Annotated in this window: 16 protein-coding genes, 1 tRNA gene and 1 pseudogene; 10 read left to right on the forward strand and 8 right to left on the reverse strand. The window is 67.6% G+C overall.

Features of this window, described 5'->3' with window-relative positions; all coding sequences use genetic code 11:
- Positions 1–18: 18 nt before the first annotated feature.
- Positions 19–1,236: an MFS transporter gene (locus tag APZ15_RS04960; protein ID WP_027788628.1), complete on the reverse strand. Its 1,218-nt coding sequence runs from the start codon at positions 1,234–1,236 to the stop codon at positions 19–21.
- Positions 1,237–1,473: 237 nt separating this feature from the next.
- On the opposite strand from APZ15_RS04960, the gene APZ15_RS04965 reads away from it, so the two are divergent.
- From APZ15_RS04965 to APZ15_RS04975, 3 genes are all read left to right on the forward strand, one after another.
- A complete protein-coding gene (locus APZ15_RS04965) occupies positions 1,474–2,133 on the forward strand; it encodes a HugZ family pyridoxamine 5'-phosphate oxidase (protein WP_027788627.1) in 660 nt (219 codons plus the stop codon).
- 365 nt (positions 2,134–2,498) lie between these two features.
- On the forward strand, positions 2,499–2,792 hold the full coding sequence (locus tag APZ15_RS04970) for an H-NS histone family protein (RefSeq protein ID WP_006491875.1): 294 nt from the start codon (positions 2,499–2,501) through the stop codon (positions 2,790–2,792).
- Positions 2,793–3,035: 243 nt separating this feature from the next.
- Positions 3,036–4,193, forward strand: coding sequence for a cation diffusion facilitator family transporter (locus APZ15_RS04975; protein WP_027788626.1), 1,158 nt, complete (start codon positions 3,036–3,038; stop codon positions 4,191–4,193).
- 45 nt (positions 4,194–4,238) lie between these two features.
- On the opposite strand, the gene APZ15_RS04980 is transcribed toward APZ15_RS04975, so the two are convergent.
- From APZ15_RS04980 to APZ15_RS04990, 3 genes are all read right to left on the reverse strand, one after another.
- Entirely contained in the window at positions 4,239–4,709 is a 471-nt protein-coding gene (locus APZ15_RS04980; protein ID WP_006477376.1) for an Lrp/AsnC family transcriptional regulator, read from the reverse strand.
- 79 nt (positions 4,710–4,788) lie between these two features.
- Positions 4,789–5,448 (reverse strand): 3'-5' exonuclease family protein, encoded by a 660-nt coding sequence (locus tag APZ15_RS04985; RefSeq protein WP_027788625.1) that lies wholly within the window; start codon positions 5,446–5,448, stop codon positions 4,789–4,791.
- Positions 5,445–6,089 (reverse strand): MBL fold metallo-hydrolase, encoded by a 645-nt coding sequence (locus APZ15_RS04990; protein WP_027788624.1) that lies wholly within the window; start codon positions 6,087–6,089, stop codon positions 5,445–5,447. Before APZ15_RS04990 ends, APZ15_RS04985 begins: the two co-directional genes overlap by 4 nt.
- A 657-nt stretch (positions 6,090–6,746) precedes the next feature.
- Between APZ15_RS04990 and APZ15_RS04995 the strand changes: the two genes are divergently transcribed.
- On the forward strand, positions 6,747–7,358 hold the full coding sequence (locus APZ15_RS04995) for a septal ring lytic transglycosylase RlpA family protein (protein ID WP_027788623.1): 612 nt from the start codon (positions 6,747–6,749) through the stop codon (positions 7,356–7,358).
- A gap of 108 nt (positions 7,359–7,466) precedes the next feature.
- On the opposite strand, the gene rsmI is transcribed toward APZ15_RS04995, so the two are convergent.
- Positions 7,467–8,348 carry a 16S rRNA (cytidine(1402)-2'-O)-methyltransferase gene (gene rsmI, locus APZ15_RS05000; protein ID WP_027788622.1) on the reverse strand — a complete coding sequence of 294 codons (882 nt, stop codon included), beginning with the start codon at positions 8,346–8,348 and terminating at the stop codon, positions 7,467–7,469.
- Between the two features lie 46 nt (positions 8,349–8,394).
- Here rsmI and APZ15_RS05005 point away from each other — a divergent pair, with 46 nt between their 5' ends.
- From APZ15_RS05005 to APZ15_RS05025, 5 genes are all read left to right on the forward strand, one after another.
- Positions 8,395–8,823, forward strand: a complete 429-nt coding sequence (locus APZ15_RS05005; protein ID WP_027788621.1) for a YraN family protein — start codon at positions 8,395–8,397, stop codon at positions 8,821–8,823.
- 126 nt (positions 8,824–8,949) lie between these two features.
- Complete coding sequence (locus APZ15_RS05010; protein ID WP_027788620.1) at positions 8,950–9,534, forward strand: SIS domain-containing protein; 585 nt, start codon at positions 8,950–8,952, stop codon at positions 9,532–9,534.
- Positions 9,535–9,551: 17 nt separating this feature from the next.
- The gene (locus APZ15_RS05015) at positions 9,552–10,349 is read left to right on the forward strand and encodes a BON domain-containing protein (protein ID WP_027788619.1); all 798 of its coding nucleotides are present in this window, start codon (positions 9,552–9,554) and stop codon (positions 10,347–10,349) included.
- Entirely contained in the window at positions 10,346–10,708 is a 363-nt protein-coding gene (locus APZ15_RS05020; protein ID WP_027788618.1) for a c-type cytochrome, read from the forward strand. The genes APZ15_RS05015 and APZ15_RS05020 overlap by 4 nt, the downstream gene beginning before the upstream one ends.
- Positions 10,709–10,774: 66 nt before the next feature.
- Positions 10,775–10,850 (forward strand) — tRNA-Ala (locus APZ15_RS05025).
- A gap of 123 nt (positions 10,851–10,973) precedes the next feature.
- Here APZ15_RS05025 and APZ15_RS05030 read toward each other — a convergent pair.
- The 3 genes from APZ15_RS05030 to APZ15_RS05040 form a co-directional block, all read right to left on the reverse strand.
- Positions 10,974–11,285 (reverse strand): hypothetical protein, encoded by a 312-nt coding sequence (locus tag APZ15_RS05030; protein ID WP_027788617.1) that lies wholly within the window; start codon positions 11,283–11,285, stop codon positions 10,974–10,976.
- Between the two features lie 125 nt (positions 11,286–11,410).
- A complete protein-coding gene (locus APZ15_RS05035) occupies positions 11,411–12,808 on the reverse strand; it encodes an enolase C-terminal domain-like protein (protein ID WP_027788616.1) in 1,398 nt (465 codons plus the stop codon).
- Between the two features lie 62 nt (positions 12,809–12,870).
- Positions 12,871–14,211 carry an MFS transporter gene (locus tag APZ15_RS05040; protein WP_027788615.1) on the reverse strand — a complete coding sequence of 447 codons (1,341 nt, stop codon included), beginning with the start codon at positions 14,209–14,211 and terminating at the stop codon, positions 12,871–12,873.
- Between the two features lie 210 nt (positions 14,212–14,421).
- Here APZ15_RS05040 and APZ15_RS05045 point away from each other — a divergent pair.
- Positions 14,422–14,604: pseudogene (locus APZ15_RS05045) on the forward strand (glutathione S-transferase family protein); the annotation flags it as partial.
- Positions 14,605–14,700 lie beyond the last annotated feature (96 nt).

The raw sequence follows: 14,700 nt of genomic DNA on the forward strand, positions 1-14,700 counted from the left end.
CCGGCGAGCGCCGCACCGTCAGATCTTCAGGTGTGCGAGCACCTTCGGCGCGACCAGCGCGACAAGCGCCGCGCACAGCGCGACGACCGACAGGCCGATCGTCAGGTTCGCGGCCTGCGCGACCGCACCGATCACGACCGGCCCGAACAACAGCCCGAAATACGCGAGCCCCGCGACGTGCGCGAGCCCTTCGGCCGCGTGGATGCCTTTTACGCGCGCGGCGGCCGCGAACAGCACGGGCATCATGTTCGCGAGGCCGAGGCCCATCAGCGTGAAGCCGGTCAGCACCGCGACCGGGTTTGGCAGCAGCAGCGCGCCGATCATCCCCGCGCATGCGAGCGACGCGCTCGCGAATACGAGCTGCGGCGCGCCGAAGCGCGCGCGCACGGCGTCGCCCGCGAAGCGCGCGATGGCCATCCCGCCCGAGAATGCCGCATACGCGGCGCTCGCGAGCGCGGGGCTCGCCGCGACGACGTCGCGCATGTAGACCGTCGCCCAGTCGTACATCGCGCCTTCGGCGACCAGTGCGATCAGCGCGATGCCGCCGAGCATCCACAACGCGGGCGAGCGCCAGCGGTTGCCGCCGCCATGCGCGTGTTCGTGGTGCGGCACGTGCGGCAACACGGCCGGGCTGGCGGCCACGAGCACCGCGGCGCTCACGGCTGCCGCGAGCGCGAGATGCGCGACCGGCGCCATGCCGGCCGACAGCAGCGCGCCGCCGGCGGCCGCGCCTGCCATCCCGCCGATGCTGAACATCCCGTGCAGCGACGACATGATCGGCTTGCCGAGCGCGATCTCGACGGCGCTGGCCTCGGCGTTCATCGCGACGTCGAGCGTGGCCATCGAGAAACCGAACAGCGCGAGCACCGCGAGCAGCATCCAGTAGTCGGGCACGACGAGGATCAGCGCCGCGCACGCGGACATCACGAGCCCGCCGGCGAGGCACGCGGTGCGCGAGCCGACACGGGTGATCCAGCGCGCGATGGTCAGCATCGCGGCGATCGAGCCGCCGGCGACCGCGAACAGCGCGATCGACAGCAGGCCGGGGCTCAGCGCGAACTTGTCGCGCACGGTCGGCACGTGCACGCCCCAGGACGCGTACATCATGCCGGCGACGAAGAACAGCGCCATCGACGCCGTGCGCGCGCGCTGGCGGGCCGGCAGCGGCAGCACGCGATGCGCGTCGGGCGGCGCGGCGAACGGGGACGATGATTCGGGGGAGGAGGATTCGGACACGGAAAGGCTCGTCAAAGGAAATGCGTGGACGCACGCGGCGCCCGTCGGACCCGTCCGATTCTATCGAACCGCTTACGATCCTGCCGGGCGATGGCCGCTTGGCCGATGATCGGGCGGTCTTGGTGCCCGGTCTTCGCCGCATTGGCCGTTCGGCCGATGCGCGGCGTAGCGCGCCCGCAGGTAACATCGAAGCGCATGGCGTGCCCGGCGCGCCGCCCTTCGACCGCAGGAGTCCTCTTGAACATCGATCCCGCTCTCGCCCTGCATCTCTTGCACCGCTGCGCGCTCGGCACGCTCGCCACCCATGCGCGCGATCCGCAGGGCTTCCCGTATCCGACGGTCGTTCCGTTTGCACCCGATGCAAGCCATCGTCCGGTGATCCTCGTGAGCGGCCTCGCGGAGCACACGCGCAACCTGGCCGCCGATCCGCGCGCGGGCTTCCTCGTCGTCGACGCGTCCGGCGGCGACGTGCTGAACGCCGAGCGCGCGACGCTGCTCGGCCGGTTCGTGCCGCTCGGCGACGATCCGCACGTCACCGCGCGCTACCTGCGCTACGAGCCGGACGCCGCGCGCTATCTGGCGCTCGGCGATTTCACGTTCTGGGCGCTCGACGTCGAGCGGCTGCGCTATATCGGCGGTTTCGGGCGCATGGGCTGGGTCGACGGCACGCATCTCGATGCGCTGCCGCCGCTCGCCTTCGACGAGGAACAGGCGTTATGGGACGCGTACGACGGCGGCGCGGCGCGCCGCGACGGGCTCGAATTGCTCGGCGTCGATCGTCACGGCGCCGACTGGCGACACGACGGCCGCCGTGTGCGCACGCCGTTCGATACGCCATTGGCCGACGCGGGCGTGTTGCGCGAGCGGCTGATTGCGTGCGCGCGGGATGTGACGTGACGCCGCGGTGCCGGCTTGTCCGCGGTTTGTCCGTTTAGCGTGCGGCGTCGTCCGATTTTCGTAAAACTGTCGTCCGATGAAAGCTTCTATTTTTCCGAATGCAGGGTAATTGCGTATGTTGATAGACCTAATAGCCAATGGCTAATGTCCTAATCTCTGTGTAGGAACGTAAAAATTTGAGAAAAGGCCGCGGCCGGTCAAAATGACACGAGTGAATTTCAATTGATCTCGGTATTTTCATGAATCTCGCTTCTATCAAATCTTTTTTGTGCTAATCTCTGCCTTCGAAAATCCGAGGCACATATATTTCATGAATGGTGGGCTGGCTGCAGACCGGCGCCATTAGTCAGATAGAAAGGGAAACTATGTCTTCTTACAAGGACCTGCTGGCCCAGCGGGAGAAGCTGGAGAAGCAAATCGAAGAAGCGAAGTCGCGTGAATACGCTGAAGTGCTGAATGACGTGAAGCAGAAAATTGCCGACTACGGCTTTTCGCTCGCCGAACTCGGTCTCAGCCGCGCGAAGGCAGGCAAGGTTGGCCGTCCGCGCGCTGGCGTCGCCGCGAAATACCGCGATCCGGAAACGGGCGCGACGTGGTCGGGCCGCGGCAAGCCGCCGCGCTGGATCGCGGGCAAGAACCGCGAACAGTTTGCGATTTAAACGTCTGTTTAAGTCACCTGCGCTTCAAAAGAGCCGCGTGTCCGTTCAGGAGCGCGGCTTTTTTGTTTTCAGCGGCCGCCACGCGCATGGCGTTGTCATGGAAATGTAATAATCGAGGGTGCGAATGGGAATACGACCTGTTCGCATAAGCGATTGATTTGAATAAGAAATTTACGGGTATTGGCGGGATTCGCGGGGCGCCCTTGATAGAATTGGGTACCGCACACCGATATCTCATATTTCATGTCCACGTTTTCCGGCGACGCGCAGAGCGCAGATAAGCACGCGGTTGCACGCAAGAGCACGTTCGTCAGTATTGTGCTGAATGTCGTGCTTGCGACATTTCAGATCGTCGTCGGCACGATTGCGCATTCGCAAGCATTGATTGCCGACGGGGTGCATTCGATTTCCGATTTGATCTCGGATTTTGTCGTGCTGGTTGCGAATCGGCATAGCGGCGCATCGCCGGACGCCGACCACAATTACGGGCACAGCCGCTACGAGACCGTCGCGTCGCTGTTTCTCGGCGCAATCCTGATTGCAGTCGGCGTCGGCATGCTGTGGCGGGCCGGCGACCGTCTAGTTAATCTCGAAAACATTCCGGCGGTACATTTTTCCGCGCTGGTCGTCGCGCTGACGGTGCTCGTGTCGAAAGAGGCGCTGTTTCGCTACATGCTGCGCGAAGCGCGGCGCGTGCGCTCGGCGATGCTCGTCGCGAACGCGTGGCATGCGCGTTCGGATGCCGCTTCGTCGCTCGTCGTCGCGATCGGCATCGTCGGCAGCCTGGCCGGCGTGCGGCTGCTCGATCCGATCGCGGCGGCGATCGTCGGCTTCATGGTCGCGCGCATGGGCTGGACGTTCGGCTATGACGCGTTGCAGGACCTCTCCGACCGCGCGCTCGACACCACCGATACGGCCGAGATCCGCGCGCTGCTCGCGGCAACGCCGGGCGTGCGCGACGTGCACGACCTGCGCACGCGCAAGATGGGCGATGCGGCGCTCGTCGACGCGCACATCCTCGTCGATCCGATGATCTCCGTCTCCGAAGGGCATTACATCGCGGAAACCGCACGTGCACGCGTGCTGCGCGACCCGCGCGTGCTCGACGCGCTGATCCACGTCGACCCCGAGAACGACGCGGCGCGCCGTCCGGCGCTCGCGCTGCCGCCGCGCGGCGAGATCGCGGCGCGGCTCGAGGCCGCGCTCGCGCAGCGCGGGCTGCATGCTGCGGCGATCAACCTGCATTACCTGAGCACGGGGCTCGAGATCGACGTGACGCTTGCGTGCGATCCGCACGACACCGATGCGGCGCTGGCCGGCCGGCTCGACGCCGACGCGCTGAAGCGCGAGTTCGGCGCGCGCCGGATCGGCTTCACGCGCACGATGCCCGCGCAGGCGTGACCTGCCGCCGGCGGGCCGTGCGCGCGTGAGTGCGCGTGACAGCCGTTACAGCGGCAGCTGCGTGTCGAACTTGATCTCGCGCAGCACGACACTCGTACGCACTTGCGACACGGCGGGGATCTTGAAGATGCGTTCGTGCAGGAACACGTCGTAGGCCTTGATGTCCGGCGCGACGATCTTGAGGATGTAATCGGCCTCGCCGGTCGTGCTGTAGCACTCGGTGACTTCCGGGCAGGTCGCGATCTCGCGCTCGAACTGCTCGACGCCGCCTTCGTTGTGGCGGGTCAGGTGCACGTGCGCGAGCGCGCAGACGTGCAGGCCGAGCTTCTCGCGATCGAGCAGCGCCGTGTAGCGCTGGATCACGCCCGACTGTTCCATGTCCTTGATGCGGCGCCAGCACGGCGTGCTCGACAGGCCGACCTGGTCGGAAATTTCCTGAACGGAACGGCGCGCGTCGAGCTGCAACAGGCGAAGGATTTTTTGCGAAAAGGAATCGAGCGTCACCTGCGCCTCCATGCGGCAGCAACAACATGCTGAATGTTAGAGGGCCGGGAAAGGAAAGGCAATCTGGCGTCGCGTTGCTGAGCGAGATTCGCTAATTTGCTCGCGGATCCGTGGGGTTTTGTCCCGCCCCCGCGTTTTCCGACCGATCGGTGTCCGATACCGCGAGGCCAGCGAGCGCGGCCTGCTGGCGGCGCAGGTCGGCGAGCATGTTGCAGAACAGCGCGCCTTGCTCGATCGCGTCGTCGAGCGCGACGTGCGTGTGCGGATGGTCGTCGAACCAGTGCTTCGGAAAACGCGGCTTGATCGCCTTGCGGTACGGCAGGCCCGTCATCGCGAACGCGAGCGTCTTGATGTCGAGCGCCGACCACGAGAACGGGCAGCGCCCGGCGAAGCGCATCATGTACCAGAACATGAACGTGAAATCGAAGCCGGCCGGCATCGCGACGAATACCGGCTTGCCGGGCAGCGCCTCGACCCAGTCGACGTACGCGACGAGCGCCGCCTCGGGCGCCTGCAGGTCGCGGCGGCACGCGGCCCATGCTTCTGGCTCGGTCTTCCACCACGCTTCCTGCACCGGGTGCGCCTGCGCGCCCGGCAGCGTCTCGAGGTTGGCCGAGAAGGTCGCGATCAGCTGCTTGTCCTCGGTATAGGCGGCCGACGCGAAGCTCAGCATCGAGTGCGGGCCGGGGATCGGGCCGTCGGCCTCGACGTCGGTGCTGACGTAGATTTCCGGGATGGCGGTCTGGTTCATCCGAATGCCTTGTCGGACACGAACGGGTTCGTGCGGCGCTCGTCGCCGAACGTCGACACCGGGCCGTGGCCCGGCACGAACGTCACGTCGTCGCCGAGCGGCCACAGCTTCTCCTTGATCGAGCGGACGAGATCCTCGTGATTGCCGCGCGGGAAATCGGTGCGGCCGATCGAGCCGGCGAACAGCACGTCGCCGACGATCGCGACGCGATGCGCGCGGCTGAAGAACACGACGTGGCCGGGCGTATGGCCCGGGCAGTGATAGACCTCGAGCGTCTCGTCGCCGAACTGCACGGTGTCGCCGTCGTTCAGCCAGTGATCCGGCTCGAAGGTTTCGGCGGCCGGAAAGCCGAAGCGCTCGCTCTGCATCGGCAGCTTCTCGATCCAGAAGCGCTCTTCTTCCTGCGGCCCTTCGATCGGCACGCCGTAGTGCGTCGCGAGCGTCTTCGCGCCCGCGCAGTGATCGATGTGCCCGTGCGTGAGCAGCACCTTCTCGACCTGCACGTTCTGCCGCGCGACTTCCTGCTGGATCCGGTCGAGGTCGCCGCCCGGATCGACGACGGCGGCGCGGCCCGTCTTCTCGCAGACGAGCAGCGAGCAGTTCTGCTGGAACGGCGTGACCGGAATGAGCGTGACTTTCATGGAGGCACCGGCGGCTAAAAGGAGCGATTGTACCGGTCGCGCGTGCCGCTTGCCGGCCGCGCGACGCGCGTCGCGGTGCGCGCCTCCGGGCATTCCCGGAGCATGTCGATTGTTACAGCCATAGTGAGAATCAATGGTCCGCCGGCGGTGCTTTTCAGGACAGCGTTTTGATTTATGTATAATGCGCTCCATTGCGCGTGAGTTTCACGCCATTCGCTGGTGTTTCGGCCCCGTTAAAAAGGGGTGTCGGAAGCACCGTCAAGCATCAGCCGCCGGGGAGTCCGGCGGTGTATCCAGCACCGAGCATTCGGTGCTCACGTCTTGTCCGGCCGGGTGCTGCGCGCCCGCCTGCGGCCCTGCTGCCGCGCCGCCGGATGAGGCCTGTGCCGCCGTTCCTGTGCGTTGGTCGTTTCGACGCGCGCGAACGTGAAAGCCATGTTCGATGGCGGCATGTGGGGTCTGGTCAGGCTGTTGGGGACAGGTTGCGCCAGACGTGAAAGCTAATCAGGACGGTTGCGGCATAGACGAAAGCCGCGCCCATGCTAGCCGCCTGCTCGCATCCGAGCGGGGCGTGCACGCATTTGCCGTCCGGGCCGCGTGTCCGCGCTGTGAAGCGGCGTGACGAAGGAGCGGCCCGAACCAGAAGGCGACACGTCGATGAACGTACGATTTCCGACTCGTTTCGGGACCATTGCATTATTTTTCGCGTTGACGGGCTGCGCGGTGCCACCCAGCCAGACCACCGGAAGCGCGAACCAGAAGAACGCGGTCGACAAGACCGCCGGTGCCGCGAAGGCGGACAACGACAAGCAGCAACTGAATTTCGATTCCGCACTGGCGTCGATGCCGGCTGCCGACGCCAAGGACGCGAAGAAGTCGTCGCTGGCGGACGCCGAGCCGATCGACGGCAAGGATGTGTCCGACTTCCGCCAGACGGGCCGCGCATCGTGGTACGGGCGGGATTTCCACGGCCGCCGCACTGCGAACGGCGAACGCTTCAACATGAACGCGCTCACCGCCGCGCACCGCACGCTGCCGCTGTCGTCGTACATCAAGGTGACGAACGCGTCGTCCGGCAAGTGGGTCGTCGTGAAGGTCAACGATCGCGGGCCGTTCAAGCGCGGCCGCGTGCTCGACCTGTCGTATGCCGCTGCCAAGATGATCGGCCTCGTGCACGCCGGCACGGGCCGCGTGAAGATCGAAGGGCTGTCGCCGCAGGAAGCGCGTGAGGCACGCGACGAAATGCTCGCGTCGGTCTCGACGAAGTAACGCGGCGGATCGACCGCTCATGCAAAAGGGCTGCCCGAGGGCAGCCCTTTGTCTTTCCTGCCCGGCGCGATGTCGGCACCGGTTTCCCGGTGCCGGCCGGCTGGCACGTCAGCTTTCATCCTTCAGCGCGAGCGCACGCGCATACAGCGTGTTGCGCGACGCGCCCGTCAGCGCGGCCGCGAGCTTCGCCGCGCTCTTCACCGGCACCTCTTCCAGCAGCAGCCTGAGCAGCGCGTCGTGCGCGGTGTCGTCGGCTTCGCCGCTCGTCGCCGGCGCGCCTTCGACGACCAGCACGAATTCGCCGCGCTGCCGGTTCGCATCGCCGGCGAGCCACGTCTGTCCTTCGGCCAGGGTGCCCTGGAACAGCTGCTCGTGTAGCTTGGTGAGCTCGCGCGCGATCAGCAGCCGGCGCGCGGGGCCGAACGCATCGGCGAGTGCGGCGACGGTTTCGGCGATCCGGTGCGGCGCTTCGTAGAACACCAGCGCATACGGGTGCGATACCAGCGCCTGCAGCGCGGTCGCGCGCTGCCTGGCCTTCGGCGGCAGGAAGCCCGCGAACGTGAACGCGCCGGCCCAGTCGCCGGCCACGCTCAGCGCGGTCACCGCCGCGCTCGCGCCCGGCAGCGGGATCACCGCGAAGCCGGCGGCGCGCACCGCGTCGACGAGCCGCGCGCCGGGGTCCGAGATGCCGGGCGTGCCGGCGTCCGACACGTAGGCCACGCGTTCGCCGCCGCGCAGCAGTTCGATCACGCGCTGCGCGGCTTCGCGTTCGTTGTGCTCGTGCACGGCGAGGAGCGGCTTCGACATCCCGTAGCGGGCGAGCAGCTGGCCCGTGTTGCGGGTGTCTTCGGCCGCGATGCGGTCGGCGAGGCCGAGCACGTGCAGCGCGCGCAGCGTGATGTCGGCGGTGTTGCCGATCGGCGTGGCGACCACGTAGAGCGCGGCTTCCGGGTAGTGCTGCGTTTGCGCGAGTTCGAGGAGGGCAGTCATGGCAGGCAATGCGCGCAATCGCGGCGCAAGCGGAACAAGGACGGCATTGTGCCACGCGGCGCCGGCGCGGCCGGGCGACGGGCACGGTTTGCCGCGTGCGGGCGACAACTTTTCCGGCGCGGCGCGATCCAGGCCGGTCGGCGCGGCGTTCGAGCAGCGTGCACGGCAGTTTCTCGAACGCCGCGGCCTCGTGTTCGTCTCGGCGAACGTGACGATGCGCGGCGGCGAGCTCGATCTCGTGATGCGCGAGCCCGACGGCATGCTCGTGTTCGTCGAGGTGCGCGCGCGGCGCAGCGTCCGGCATGGCGGCGCGGCCGCGAGCGTCGGCTGGCGCAAGCGGCGGCGCCTGGTGGCGGCCGCGCTCCAGTTCTGGGCGCGCCACGGCGCCGGTGCCGCGTGCCGCTTCGACGTCGTCGCGTTCGAGGCCGGGCGGCTCGAGTGGCTGCGCGACGCATTTCGTGCCGACGATGCGTAGCCGCGAGCTGTGACGAGATGTAAAGAGTTCTTGCCGGACCCCCGGAGAGCGTGCCGGAGTACGGTAAACTCGCCGCACCCACGATGTCGCGCGATGCGTGCCGCGCGCCCAGTTCACCAGGAATCGATGTCAGTCGAACGTATTCAGCAACATTTCCGCGACAGCGCCGCGCTTCACGCCGAAGCGGCCGACGCACTGTCGCTGCCGATCGCAGCCGCGGTCGATGCGATGTTCGCCGCGCTGGCGAACGGCAACAAGATCGTCGCGTGCGGTGACGGCCCGTCGGCCGCCGCCGCGCACTACCTCGCCGTGTCGCTCGTCGGCGGCTTCGAGCGCGAGCGTCCGGGCCTGCCCGCGATCGCGCTGGCCACCGATGCGTCGCAGGGCGGCCTCGCGGGTGCGGTGTCCGCCGAGCAACTGTTCGCCCAGCAGGTGCGCGTGCTCGGCCAGACCGGCGACATCCTGCTGGTGCTCGATCCGGGCGGCGCGTCGCCGCGCGTGCTGGCGGCGATCGACGAAGCGCACGAGCGCGAGATGACCGTCGTCGCGCTGACGGGCGGCGACGGCCATGCAGTCGCGGCCGCGCTGTCCGACACCGATATTCCGATCAACGTGCCCGCCGTTCGTGCGGCGCGCGTCCACGAAGTCCATCTGCTGACCATCCACTGCCTGTGCGACGGCATCGACGCGATGCTGCTGGGTGAGGATTGAACGAAGGAGAGCCGTCGATGAATCAAAGCCGCGTCAAACAGACGCTCGTCAGAACCACGCTGCTCGCCGCGCTGACGGCGGGTCTCGCCGTGTCGCTGCAGGGTTGTGTGCTCGGGATCGTCGGCGCAGCGGCCGGCGGCGGCGCGCTGGTCGCGACCGACCGCCGTACGCTCGGCGCGCAGACGGAGGACCGGGAGATCCAGGTCAAGTCGCTCACGCAGATCAACAACGGGCTGCCCGACCAGTCGCACGTGAACGTCACGGTGTTCAACCGCCGCGTGCTGCTGACGGGCGAGGTGCCGAACGATGCATCGAAGCAGCGCGCCGAGGAAATCGTGCGCGGCATCAACAACGTGAACGGCATCGTCAACGAGTTGTCGGTCGAGCCGGCGTCGTCGCTGTCGTCGCGCGCCAACGACTCGTACCTCGAGGGGCGCGTGAAGTCCGAGCTGATCGCGACGAAGGGCATCTCGGCGAACTACTACAAGGTGGTCAGCGAACGCGGCAACCTTTACCTGATGGGGCTCGTGACGGTCGACGAGGGCAATCGCGGCGCGGAAGCCGCCAGCCAGGTGCCCGGCGTCGAGAAAGTCGTGAAGGTGTTCCAGTACGTGAAGCCGCAGGACGCGCAGGCGCTGCAGGCGGCGTCGCCCGCGAGCGGCGCGTCCGGTGCGCAGGCCGCCGCGCCGGCGGATACCGCGACGGTGGGCGCCGTGCCCGACGCGTCGGTGCAGTCCACGCCGCTGCAGCCGCCCGCGCCGATCTCGAATTCGTCGAGCGTGCACCCGGGCAACCCGAAGGCACCGTCGCAATGAAGAGCACGCAGATGAAGCGATTGAAACAGTGGATGATGCAGGGCGCTGCAGCCGCGGCGCTCGTGGCGGGCACGCTGGGCGCCGCGCACGCGGATGTCGGCGACGGCCTGAAGGTGGCGCGCGGCAATGCGTGCATGGGCTGCCACGCGGTCGATCGCAAGCTCGTCGGCCCGTCGTTCAAGGAAGTCGCCGCCCGCTACAAGGCCGATCCGCAGGCCGTGGCAAAGCTGTCGAAGAAGGTGAAGGAGGGCGGCTCCGGCGTCTGGGGCGCGATTCCGATGCCGGCGCATCCGCGCATGAGCGACGCCGACGCGCGTTCGGTGGTCGAATGGGTACTGGCTGGCGCGCCGTCAAAGTAATGCTTCAGGGGTGACTCAACCCCTATTGCCAAGCGCAGAAATGCGTGTGTATGATGGTCGACTGTTGGGGCGGTAGCTCAGCTGGGAGAGCGTCGCGTTCGCAATGCGAAGGTCGGGAGTTCGATCCTCCTCCGCTCCACCAACGGAATTCGAAAGGCCCGATCGCAAGATCGGGCCTTTTTGTTTTTGGGTTCCGCTGCGACGGTGGGCGTGGGCGGTACCGTCAGGTGCGCCGCTTTCGACGTGATGCGCAAACTCGCCGCGCCTAGGTCGCCAGCTCGTGAATGAACCTGAACGCCGGCACCGACAGCACGGCAAACGCCACCGTGATGGCCGCAAGGATCGCGATCCTCTTGCGCAGCAGCGCGAAGAGGGCGATCGACAGTCCGCAGAACACGCAGGTCAGAATGAGGACCCACCAGAGCGCAGCGTAGCCTGCACCGCCTTCGAAATTCGATACGTTCTGCGTGATCCGGGTCGCGGCATAACCAGCGACGGTCATGCTCGCGGGCAGGCACAGCACCGAATACAGCACGAAGACGATGATCTGCCGCGGTGTTGGGTCGGGAGACGTCATGGTGGGCGCTTCACGTTGGGTGGGAGGAGCGCCGAACCGTCCGCCACGCGTGCCGGCTCAGGCAGCCGGCAGGATGCGGGCGTTTCCGGTGTTTGGCAACCACCGCCCACCGCCCACCGTCACGCTCACCCCCGCCCGAAACTCGGCCGCTTCGGATCGTAAGTCCACCCCGGCACGAGATACCGCATCGCGACCGCGTCGTCGCGCGCCGTCCCGCCGACCGCTTCGTACAACGCATGCGCGGCCTCGACCTGCGCCATGTCGAGCTCGATCCCGAGCCCCGGCCGCTCCGGCACGGCCACCTTGCCGCCGACGATCGCGAGCGGCTCGCGCGTGAGCCGCGCGTCGCCTTCCTGCCAGATCCAGTGCGTGTCGATCGCGGTGATCGTGCCGGGCGCGGCCGCCGCCGCGTGCGTGAACATCGCGAGCGACACGTCGAAGTGGTTGTTCGAATGCGAGCCCCACGTGAGCCCCCAGTCGCGGCACAGCTGCGCGAGCCGCACCGAGCCCTGCATCGTCCAGAAATGCGGATCGGCGAGCGGGATGTCGACCGCCTGCAGCCGCACCGCGTGATCCATCTGCCGCCAGTCGGTCGCGATCATGTTGGTCGCGGTCGGAATCCCGGTCGCACGGCGGAATTCGGCCATCACCTCGCGGCCCGAATAGCCGCCTTCCGGCCCGCACGGGTCCTCCGCATACGCGAGCAGGTGGCCTTGGCCGCGGCACAGCGCGACGGCCTCGTCGAGCGACCACGCGCCGTTCGGGTCGAGCGTCGCGCGTGCGTCGGGGAAGCGCGCCTTGATCGCGGCGATCGCTTCCATCTCGTCGGCGCCGGCCATCACGCCGCCCTTCAGCTTGAAATCGGCGAACCCGTAACGCTCGACGGCGGCTTCCGCCTGACGCGCGATCGCGGCCGGCGTGAGCGCTTCCTCGTTGCGCAGCCGGAACCACGGGGCGCGCGCCTGCGCCTCGTCGCGATACGGCAGGTCGGTGCGGCCGCGATCACCGATATAGAACAGATAAGCGAGCATCGGCACCGCATCGCGCTGCTGCCCTTCGCCGAGCAGCGCGGCGACGGGCACGTCGAGAAACTGCCCGAGCAGGTCGAGCAGCGCCGCCTCGATCGCGGTGATCACGTTGTCGAGCCGCAGGTTGATCTCGTGCGGCTGGCGCAGCACGGCCGCCTCGCCGGCCGACGTCACCTCGTGCCGGATCGTGCGGCCCGCGCCCGGGCCCGTGCCGGACAGCGCCGCGCGCACCGCGTTGAGGGTGGCCTGATAGCGTCCGATCGACTGGCCGACCACGAGATCCGTCATGCGCTCGAGCGCGTGCCGGATGCCTTCGCCGCCCGGCACTTCGCCGACACCCGTGTGCCCGCTGCTGTCGTCGAGGATCACGAGGTTGCGCGTGAAGTACGGCGCGTGCGCGCCGCACAGGTTGAGCAGCATGCTGTCGCGGCCGGCAACGGGAATCACCCGCATGCGCGTGACGCGCGGGGTGCCGGCATGGCGGGATTCGGACATCGGTTCGCTCCTGGTTCCGGTGGTGCACGGGCCGCCGGCTGGGCCGGCGCGGCCCGCGCCGTTCATCGAAGCTCGACGCGGCGGATCTCGCCGACGACGAACACGTAGCAGATCACCGCGACGAGCGCGTGCGCGACCACATAGACGAGCGCGCCGTTGAACGAGCCGCTGCGGTCGACGATGTAGCCGATCGCGATCGGCGTCGTGATGCTGGAGAGGTTGCCGCACGTGTTGAGCAGCGCGCCGCTCAATCCCGCGATCTGGCGCGGGGCGGTGTCGGCGTTGACGGCCCAGCCGAGCGCGCCGAGTCCCTTGCCGAAGAACGACAGCGCCATGAACAGCACGACGAGCACGTGCGAATCGGTGTAGTTGCAGACGATCATCGACATCGACAGCAGCATGCCGAATACGATCGGCACCTTGCGCGCGACCGACAGCGAGCGGCCCTGCCTGAGCAGCGCATCGGACACGATGCCGCCGAGAATCCCGCCGAGGAACCCGCACACGGCCGGGATCGACGCGACGAGCCCCGCGTTGAGGATCGACATCCCGCGCGCCTGCACGAGATAGACGGGAAACCACGTGATGAAGAAATAGGTGAGCGCGTTGATGCAGTACTGCGCGACGTACACGCCGACCAGCATCCTGTTCCTCAGCAGCGCCTTCACGTGACGCATCGACGGGCCGCCGTCGCGGCCGCCCGTCGCCTGGTCGATGTTGACGAGCGCACCGCCTTCGGCGAGGTAGTCGAGTTCCGCGCGGTTGATGGTCGGGTGGTCCTTCGGGTCGTACATCGTGCGGTTCCACACCAGCACGAACGCGAAGCCGAGCACGCCCATCACCGCGAACACCGACTGCCAGCCGAACGCGTGCACGAGCCAGCCCATCAGCGGCGCGAACACGACGGTCGCCGCGTACTGCGCGGCGTTGAAGATCGCCGACGCGGTGCCGCGTTCGGCGGCCGGGAACCACGCGGACACGATCCGGCTGTTGGCCGGAAAGGACGGCGCTTCGGCCGCGCCGACCAGGAAGCGCAGCCCGAACAGCAGCGCGAACGCGGCCGCGCCGCCGAAAAAGCCGATCGTGCCCTGCAGCAGCGTGAACAGCGACCAGAAGAAGATGCTGAACGCATAGACGATGCGCGATCCATAGCGGTCCAGCAGCCAGCCGCCCGGCAGCTGCGCGACCACGTACGACCAGCCGAATGCGGAGAAGATGAAGCCGATCTGCACGTGGCTCAGGTGCAGTGCGCGGGCGAGGCTCGGGCCCGCGATCGCGATCGCGGCGCGATCCGCGTAGTTGATCGTCGTGACCGCGAACAGGACGGCCAGCACCAGCCAGCGCACGCGGGTGCGCCGGGCCGTTGCCGACGCGGACGCCGGCAGCGCGTGAAGCGGATTCATGACTGTCTCCTCCGAAGGGCGGAAGGTGCCGTCGTGCGGCTGGCGCGTCGAAAGCGCGCGTTTCTGGGTGACGGTGCTGCCGGCCGGAGGCCGGACGCCGAGGCCCGTGCGGGCCGGAGCGGGGCGTCCGGATCATTCTGTCATGTCGATATTTGCGCTTTCATGCCAATTACTGACTTGATCGATTCAGACTTTGAATCGATCGGCCGCGACGCGTTCCCGCGCATCGCCGCGCTGCGGGCGCGGCTCGCCGACGATGCCGGCGTGCGATTCGCGCACGCCGTCGAGGAAGGCCTGCCGCTGCCGGCTTCGTCGGCGTTCGAGGGCCATGTGTCGCTCGACGACATGCTCGCGAGCGTGCGCGGCGCGGCGACGCCGGCACTGAAGAACTGACCGCGCCACGCGGTCGCCCGCGCGGCGGGAGGCTGGCTATATTTTTACCCGGATGATATTGACATTCAATTTATACCCGGATAAAAATAGCGCCAT

The organism is Burkholderia cepacia ATCC 25416, from assembly GCF_001411495.1.
Lineage (GTDB): Bacteria > Pseudomonadota > Gammaproteobacteria > Burkholderiales > Burkholderiaceae > Burkholderia > Burkholderia cepacia.

What these genes read in the sequence shown, in the direction of transcription:
- APZ15_RS04990 (WP_027788624.1), bottom strand. Translation starts at nt 6,089, where the DNA reads ATGAAAGTCACGCTCATTCCGGTCACGCCGTTCCAGCAGAACTGCTCG.
- APZ15_RS05030 (WP_027788617.1), bottom strand. Translation starts at nt 11,285, where the DNA reads ATGACGTCTCCCGACCCAACACCGCGGCAGATCATCGTCTTCGTGCTG.
- APZ15_RS05010 (WP_027788620.1), top strand. Translation starts at nt 8,950, where the DNA reads ATGTCAGTCGAACGTATTCAGCAACATTTCCGCGACAGCGCCGCGCTT.
- APZ15_RS04985 (WP_027788625.1), bottom strand. Translation starts at nt 5,448, where the DNA reads ATGAACCAGACCGCCATCCCGGAAATCTACGTCAGCACCGACGTCGAG.
- APZ15_RS05015 (WP_027788619.1), top strand. Translation starts at nt 9,552, where the DNA reads ATGAATCAAAGCCGCGTCAAACAGACGCTCGTCAGAACCACGCTGCTC.
- APZ15_RS05020 (WP_027788618.1), top strand. Translation starts at nt 10,346, where the DNA reads ATGAAGAGCACGCAGATGAAGCGATTGAAACAGTGGATGATGCAGGGC.
- APZ15_RS05035 (WP_027788616.1), bottom strand. Translation starts at nt 12,808, where the DNA reads ATGTCCGAATCCCGCCATGCCGGCACCCCGCGCGTCACGCGCATGCGG.
- APZ15_RS04995 (WP_027788623.1), top strand. Translation starts at nt 6,747, where the DNA reads ATGAACGTACGATTTCCGACTCGTTTCGGGACCATTGCATTATTTTTC.
- APZ15_RS04975 (WP_027788626.1), top strand. Translation starts at nt 3,036, where the DNA reads ATGTCCACGTTTTCCGGCGACGCGCAGAGCGCAGATAAGCACGCGGTT.
- rsmI (WP_027788622.1), bottom strand. Translation starts at nt 8,348, where the DNA reads ATGACTGCCCTCCTCGAACTCGCGCAAACGCAGCACTACCCGGAAGCC.
- APZ15_RS04980 (WP_006477376.1), bottom strand. Translation starts at nt 4,709, where the DNA reads ATGGAGGCGCAGGTGACGCTCGATTCCTTTTCGCAAAAAATCCTTCGC.
- APZ15_RS04970 (WP_006491875.1), top strand. Translation starts at nt 2,499, where the DNA reads ATGTCTTCTTACAAGGACCTGCTGGCCCAGCGGGAGAAGCTGGAGAAG.
- APZ15_RS05040 (WP_027788615.1), bottom strand. Translation starts at nt 14,211, where the DNA reads ATGAATCCGCTTCACGCGCTGCCGGCGTCCGCGTCGGCAACGGCCCGG.